Annotated in this window: 6 protein-coding genes and 1 pseudogene; 4 read left to right on the top strand and 3 right to left on the bottom strand. The window is 37.3% G+C overall.

The window, feature by feature from the left end; genetic code table 11:
* Nucleotides 1–853: 853 nt before the first annotated feature.
* Both AFK68_RS41955 and AFK68_RS41950 read left to right on the top strand, forming a co-directional pair.
* A pseudogene (locus AFK68_RS41955) lies at nucleotides 854–1,216 on the top strand (sigma-70 family RNA polymerase sigma factor); the annotation flags it as partial.
* A 1-nt stretch (nucleotide 1,217) separates the two neighbouring features.
* The coding region (locus tag AFK68_RS41950; protein WP_246844250.1) for a sigma-70 family RNA polymerase sigma factor at nucleotides 1,218–1,708 on the top strand (491 nt) is incomplete at its 5' end.
* A gap of 514 nt (nucleotides 1,709–2,222) precedes the next feature.
* On the opposite strand, the gene AFK68_RS17405 is transcribed toward AFK68_RS41950, so the two are convergent.
* Nucleotides 2,223–2,321, bottom strand: coding sequence for a hypothetical protein (locus AFK68_RS17405; protein ID WP_094673866.1), 99 nt, complete (start codon nucleotides 2,319–2,321; stop codon nucleotides 2,223–2,225).
* A gap of 101 nt (nucleotides 2,322–2,422) precedes the next feature.
* A complete protein-coding gene (locus tag AFK68_RS17400; RefSeq protein ID WP_094673865.1) occupies nucleotides 2,423–2,593 on the bottom strand; it encodes an NblA/ycf18 family protein in 171 nt (56 codons plus the stop codon).
* 276 nt (nucleotides 2,594–2,869) lie between these two features.
* Here AFK68_RS17400 and AFK68_RS17395 point away from each other — a divergent pair, with 276 nt between their 5' ends.
* Together AFK68_RS17395 and AFK68_RS17390 are read left to right on the top strand one after the other, a co-directional pair.
* Nucleotides 2,870–3,460 carry a phycobiliprotein lyase gene (locus tag AFK68_RS17395; protein WP_094673864.1) on the top strand — a complete coding sequence of 197 codons (591 nt, stop codon included), beginning with the start codon at nucleotides 2,870–2,872 and terminating at the stop codon, nucleotides 3,458–3,460.
* Nucleotides 3,461–4,113: 653 nt separating this feature from the next.
* Nucleotides 4,114–4,872 carry a phycobilisome rod-core linker polypeptide gene (locus AFK68_RS17390; protein WP_094673863.1) on the top strand — a complete coding sequence of 253 codons (759 nt, stop codon included), beginning with the start codon at nucleotides 4,114–4,116 and terminating at the stop codon, nucleotides 4,870–4,872.
* 995 nt (nucleotides 4,873–5,867) lie between these two features.
* Here AFK68_RS17390 and AFK68_RS17385 read toward each other — a convergent pair.
* The gene (locus AFK68_RS17385; RefSeq protein WP_094673862.1) at nucleotides 5,868–6,917 is read right to left on the bottom strand and encodes a sensor domain-containing diguanylate cyclase; all 1,050 of its coding nucleotides are present in this window, start codon (nucleotides 6,915–6,917) and stop codon (nucleotides 5,868–5,870) included.
* Nucleotides 6,918–7,038: the final 121 nt, after the last annotated feature.

Raw genomic sequence — 7,038 nt, 5'->3', positions numbered from 1 at the left:
TATATCCATCAATATAATCTTTATGTGATCTACCATCAGTGGTTGGCTCTCAAAATCATCGTAAAAAATCGGTAAGTGGGAAACCAGCCTGTTTTAACGGCTGGATGGAAACGACACGACGGGTTTTAACCCGTAGTCCAAATTCGTGTTATGATTAAGTCCAAAGACACGAAGACCTCTGAATCATGGTGAAAGCCCGATATCTAGTGGACGCTTCAGTTAAAGGGTAGCTAACCGAAAAGGTGGCTCGGTGCTTGCCAGCACTCTGTTTCCAGCCGTTAGACAGCACGTTGTACCTCAGAGCGAGTGAATCAACTAACAACCTAAAAAAAGTAGCCTCAATGGTCGCCAGACCGGAGAGAGTAGTGGCGATTGGCACCGCCTTGTGAGCTGCTGCTGCTGCATTCGTACTACGGTACGGTGCTGGCAATGTGGCCGTTTCNTTTAACCCGTAGTCCAAATTCGTGTTATGATTAAGTCCAAAGACACGAAGACCTCTGAATCATGGTGAAAGCCCGATATCTAGTGGACGCTTCAGTTAAAGGGTAGCTAACCGAAAAGGTGGCTCGGTGCTTGCCAGCACTCTGTTTCCAGCCGTTAGACAGCACGTTGTACCTCAGAGCGAGTGAATCAACTAACAACCTAAAAAAAAGTAGCCTCAATGGTCGCCAGACCGGAGAGAGTAGTGGCGATTGGCACCGCCTTGTGAGCTGCTGCTGCTGCATTCGTACTACGGTACGGTGCTGGCAATGTGGCCGTTTCGAGCAGTGTAGAAATCGTGGTTTTAACCCGATTTACAACTCCTAGTCACGAATCCACGCGACTTTAGTCCGTGGAGTGTCAAAATATAGCTATGTCTACCACCATCACTCAAGAACTAAAAAGTGAAAACCTAGAACTGTTGCACCAGTATCAACAGTCTCCTTCTCATCAACTCCGGAACCAATTAGTTAAACTTAATGTTGGACTTGTAAGAAAGGAAGTTTATCATTGGTTAAATAGATGTACGGAAACCTATGATGATTTACTCCAAGTAGGTTGTATTGGATTAATTAGAGCAATTGAGCGATTTGATATTTCCAAGGGACGAGCCTTTAGTTCTTTTGCTACTCCTTATATCCGAGGCGAAATTCAGCATTATCTACGAGATAAAAGTCCTTCTGTACGTATCCCTAGAAATTGGTTAGCTATGGATCGGCAGGCCACAAAAGTGATANAAATTCAGCATTATCTACGAGATAAAAGTCCTTCTGTACGTATCCCTAGAAATTGGTTAGCTATGGATCGGCAGGCCACAAAAGTGATACAAGACCTCAGAGCAAAGTTGAAGCGGAAACCTACAGATTTAGAGGTGGCTTCTGCTTTGGATATTTCTTTGGACCAGTGGCATGAAATTCAATTGGCCTGTCGTAACCGTGCCCCTCTGAGTTTAGATGCTCCAGTTCAAGATGAAGCTGATGGAGCTACTTGTTTGGGAGAATTAGTCCCGGATAGTCAGTATCGTAGTTTTCAGTTAGCTCAAGAAGACCAAATTCGTTTGCAGCAAGCATTAGCTAAATTGGAGGAGGGTACTCGTAAGGTTTTGGAGTTTGTATTTTTGTGTGATTTGACTCAGAAGGAGACAGCCGAGCGAATGGGAATTAGTGCTGTTACTGTTTCTCGTAGAGTTAAGAAGGGCTTAAAATCTTTGCAAAAAATAATGGAATAGTAATTAATAGCCAAACTAAAACATTAGAAGCTAACTATTATGTCAAGAAATTTTGATGAAGTCAAAACCCTTGATATTACCTCCTTTCACTCCGTTCCATTCGCATCGGACGTACTTTTCAATAATTGATAATTGATAATTGATAATTGATAATTGATAATTACCTCTCCCTAAAAGGAAGAGGATTGAATAAAAGGAAATTTTTTTTGTTTCTCCATGAATAGAGAGGCTTTATACCTTTATTTTTCGGTAAATTTTCCCACCTACTTACTTATTTATATATATACATAATCATCAATAATGATATAAGTCTTCTATTGAGATAAAGTTATTTAATTATTTTGAGCGCTCAGATTAAGTTGTAGATAAAATTAACCTGCTCCCCATAGTCTACAACTTAATCTGGAAATACTGAATTTTAATAGATACTATTACAAACCCCGCCCAAGTTATAGATATGGGTGGGGTTAGTTTTTTATACCGACTATATTCCAGTCTTTTGTGAAAGGCATGATTAGATTTTGCCTTTCATCCAGTGCTTGAATAAATTCTCTTTAACCATACTTTGTCGCAACACTTCAACTAAATATTCTTGGGCTTCCTCCCGACTCAAGCTTTTAACNAGATACTATTACAAACCCCGCCCAAGTTATAGATATGGGTGGGGTTAGTTTTTTATACCGACTATATTCCAGTCTTTTGTGAAAGGCATGATTAGATTTTGCCTTTCATCCAGTGCTTGAATAAATTCTCTTTAACCATACTTTGTCGCAACACTTCAACTAAATATTCTTGGGCTTCCTCCCGACTCAAGCTTTTAACTTCGTCCCGTAGAACTTGTAATTTGAATTGTTGCTCCATAGTTAAGCTGCTAGACATTTCCATAGTTAACTCCTCCTTGTTTAGATAGTAGATATTGGCCTATGTATTAAGGCCATTACTATCCTAAATGTTATATATTTCCTAATATGTAAATTATCGTAACATTTGCTTGACATACTGTCCATCATGTACATTATAAAATTAATTTATTCCACAAAAGTTAACATTAATTTAATAAAACCTCACTCTTAAGGGCAGGGTTTAAATAGAAGCTAGAAGTTTTATGATAATTAGGTTAGGACTTATGTCCTATGAAGTTGAAAAATGGAGGACTGGCTAATGGATGCAATGGAATTTTTTCAAAGAAGTGCTGGTAAATGGCGATCGCAACGTACAACCCATCACCTAGCCTTTAGACAAGCGGAAATGGGCAGCTCAGATATTGAAGTAACTAGCTTGGATGCTAAAGATCCAAAAATAGTAGAAATCTGCAAAATGCACGAAATCGATCCAAATTTGGCTGCTGGAGGAGCTTTTGTAACTTGGGATGGTTCGATGGCATGGGATAAAGATGATGAAAATCATAAGGGGTCAACTGTATTTGCTATTGTTCCTGACTCAGAAAATCCTAGAAAAGGCAGAATGTTGCGAGAGCGTGGCTATGCTGAAATTGTCCCAGTTGTGGGACTGTTTGAGATGGATGATGAGGATGGGCTAAATTTAATTACAGAATATGAAACTATGAGTTCTATTGAAAGATTCTGGTTTCCTAGCCCTAATCTGAGGATGCGAAGCAGTGCAGTGAAGAGGTTTGGTGGGTTTAATACTTCTACTTTTTGCACGGAAGTTCGGTTAGAGGAAAGTAACTCAGACTTAGAGGCAGAAAAATCAAAGGATAATGGACAATTTTATTCTGCTTTTGGTTGGTAGAATTTAGAATTTAGAATTCAGAGGTTAAATTCCCAGTTCACTAGGGTGTGTTTTTGGCTCAGAGCCGACATGAAAGGCTATGGGACATGAAAATGAAATGCAACGCACCGCCTATCCCAAATATTTCTATCCCAAATATTTCGGTGCGTTACGCTATTGCGTATGGAGCAATAGTGAATTCATTTCCTGAAGCACCCCGGCAGAGGAGATGAATCGTGAAAATTTCCGACTATTGCGTATGGAGCAATAGTGAATTCATTTCCTGAAGCACCCCGGCAGAGGAGATGGATAGTAAAAATTTCCGACTATTGCGTATGGAGCAATAATTAATTCATTTTATGAAGCANGTAAAAATTTCCGACTATTGCTCTATACGCAATAGTTAAATCATTTTGTTAAGCACTCAGTCGTGGGAGATGAATAGTAAAAATTACGGACTATAATATTTTTCTAACTGTTCCCTATTCCCTGTTCCCTGCAATATCAAAAATATTACAGATTGTTGCGTAAGTTAATAAAAGTATGACCTCGATTGCCTCAATCCCTTAATCTAAAGGTTGGCTATTGATGCAATTTTCTGAATCACGATAAAGCTTAGTGTGGTATGGCCACACTTGATAAATCACATTTAATAATTTTAAGGAGATTCTGACGTGGCGATTCCATTATTAGAATACAAACCTGTAACTCAAAACTCACGGGTTGCGGGTTATGAAGTCCCTGGTGACGACCAACCAATTATTTATTCTGCCGAACTTTTACCCTCTCAATCAGAGTGGGACGAGTTAATTTGGGCAGCTTATCGCCAAATTTATTGTGAACATCAAATTCTGAAGAGCGATCGCCAAACCTTCCTAGAATCTCAACTAAAAGATGGTCAAATTACAGTTCGAGATTTTATTCGGGGTTTGGTAATTTCTGCTCCATTCCGTCGGAACAACTACGAGACTAATAGCAATTATCGCTTTGTTGAGTTATGTGTCCAACGGGTGTTAGGTCGTGATGTTTACAGTGAAAAGGAAAAAATTGCTTGGTCTATTGTTGTAGCTACCAAGGGTATTGAAGGTTTCATTGATGAGTTGCTTGATAGTGAGGAATATTTAGACAACTTTGGCTTTGATACTGTGCCTTACCAGCGCCGTCGGGTTTTACCCCAGCGTGATGGAGGAGAAACTCCTTTTAATCTGAAGACACCTCGTTATGAGTTCTACTATCGGACTATTCTAGGATTCCCTCAAATCGTGTATCAAAATGAAATACGTCGCTTTATTCCTCAAGAAAAGAAGGCTCAGGCAGGCGATCCTTCTCTATTCTTGAATATGGCACAGGGTCTTGGTGTACAAGGAAAATCAGCAACAAAACCTAACTTAGGTAGTATTAACCTGGGTATGGTCCCTTATCGTAAAGTATAATTTACGGCTTGGCTTCAACACTTCTGTGGAGTGAAATTAAGTTTTGTAGGGGTGGAGTATTTGTCCAGAGTATTTAGTAAATTAAGCAAAATATCTGGTGTGAATATTCTGTCTCTACAAAATTTTGTTAGGTTGACAATTTTCTATTAAATCTGCATTTTTAAATATATGAACTATGGATAAATAAGAATTATCTAAATGGGGTTTACCGAATGATTTAAGGTCTAAAGCGTCTCCTTTTCAGGATCAAGAAAAAAGAAAAAGAAAATTTTGGTCAATTTAACTCGGAAAAGGGAAAATTATCCATATATTTTAGAGACGGGTTTGAAGTATTAGCTATAGCGTAATTAACTTATTGTCAGCTAGAAATGGCATTAGAGATTGAATGTATCAGGAAATATAAAAAGGAGATAGGGAATAGGGAATAGGGAGGAAGAAATTAAGACAAATATTTGTCGCTATTAAATCTAGGAATATATGTACTGAATACTTTTCTATCTACTAAATTTCAATCCCTTGAAGTATTAGTGCTTTTAGATTTTAGGCACTTCTTTGCTCTCTTAATACTTATTTTACAAACAGTCTCTTAGTATTGATAGTCTTGAGGGAGAATTAAAAGTAATTATAAGGAGGTAAATTGCCGATCTTAGCAGTTAAAAGATTTCCATCCTGATAGCTGACTAGCGAGCTAGCTGAATGCTTACTTTTATCTAACTATAAAACTCCCACCAACAAGTTAAAAAATTACCGAAAAATTAAGGTATAAAGCCTCTCCATTCATGGAGAAAAAGCGGTCGTTTGCGGAGCATTCAGAAGGACGGGATGGCTAGGTCTCTTCGCCATATCCAATCGACCAAGAGAAGAAAAAATTCCTTTTAGTCAATCTTTCTATTACAGAAGGGGTAATTATTAATTATTAATTGTTGAAGCTCCTTACTCCAGGATATCAGAGCAAAAAAGTTAGTATGTTTCAGTAATTGTAAATAATAAGTTGACTAAGAGAGGGCTAGTAAGAAACTTTGGCTAATATTTTCCTGGGATTTTGCATAGCTTAAATTATTTTCAAGGTAAGTTTGAGTACCTTGACTACAATCTTGATTAAAAAAAACTATACGATCGCGTCCTTTTTCTTTCGCATGGTAAAGTGCTTGGTCTGCTTTGGCAATTAGAGATTGTTGAGAGTCTGCTTTAGTAGGGATGACACTTGCAACTCCCATACTCATAGTAACATATTTACTTACTCTAGAAGCAGAATGATTAATGTGTAGTTTGTGAATAGCTGTACGAATTAATTCTACTAATTTTTCTGCATTTTTATCAGATGTATTTGGTAAAATTATAGCAAATTCTTCACCCCCATAACGAGCTACTAAGTCTGCGGAACGTTTAACAGTTTGTTTAATTGTTTGAGCAATTTTTCGTAAACAATCATCTCCTGCTAAATGACCATAGTAATCATTGTAATATTTAAAATAATCTACATCACATAAAATTAAAGATAAAGGTGATTTAGTTCTTGTCAGTCTACGCCATTCTTTTTCTAAATATTCATCAAAAGAACGACGGTTAGCAATACCTGTTAAACCGTCTATTCTAGCAACTTTTTGGAGTTGCTGATTAGCAGTAATTAAAGCTACTTCAGCTTTTTGTAAGGCTAAGTTTTGCTTTGTTAGTTTTGATTCTACTTGTTTTTGAGCTGTAATATCTATAATCAAACCTTTAATTGCTAATAATTCCCCATTTGAACAGTAAACTCCTTTACCTTGTTCCCAAACCCATTTTAGTTCTTTTTTGGCTGTAATTATCCGATAAATCAACTGAAATGGTTGATTGTTTACTAAAGCTTTTTGTCTTTCTTGCCCAAGATATTTTCTATCTTCCGGGTAAATTAATTGGTTATAGATAATTTGATTTTGAATTAATTCCTCGGGTTGATAACCAGTCAGACTATAAAAATTGTCACTGACAAAGTTCATGTTTAAATTACAGTCATTACTACTATAGTAAACCATGCCTGGTAAATTTTCTATTAGACTTTCTAGCATTAATTTATGCTCTTTGTTTTCGGAGATGTTTTCTGCTGAATTTACAGAAATAGGCGATATTATTGCGGAAAGATTACTAAGTCCAGAAGATGAAGGAGTAGCTCAAAAGTGTCGAGACAGG

This window comes from Hydrocoleum sp. CS-953 (assembly GCF_002260545.1).
Classification (GTDB): domain Bacteria; phylum Cyanobacteriota; class Cyanobacteriia; order Cyanobacteriales; family Microcoleaceae; genus Trichodesmium.
Note: the sequence above shows the minus strand (reverse complement) of the source record. Positions and strands in the feature narration are given on the sequence as shown.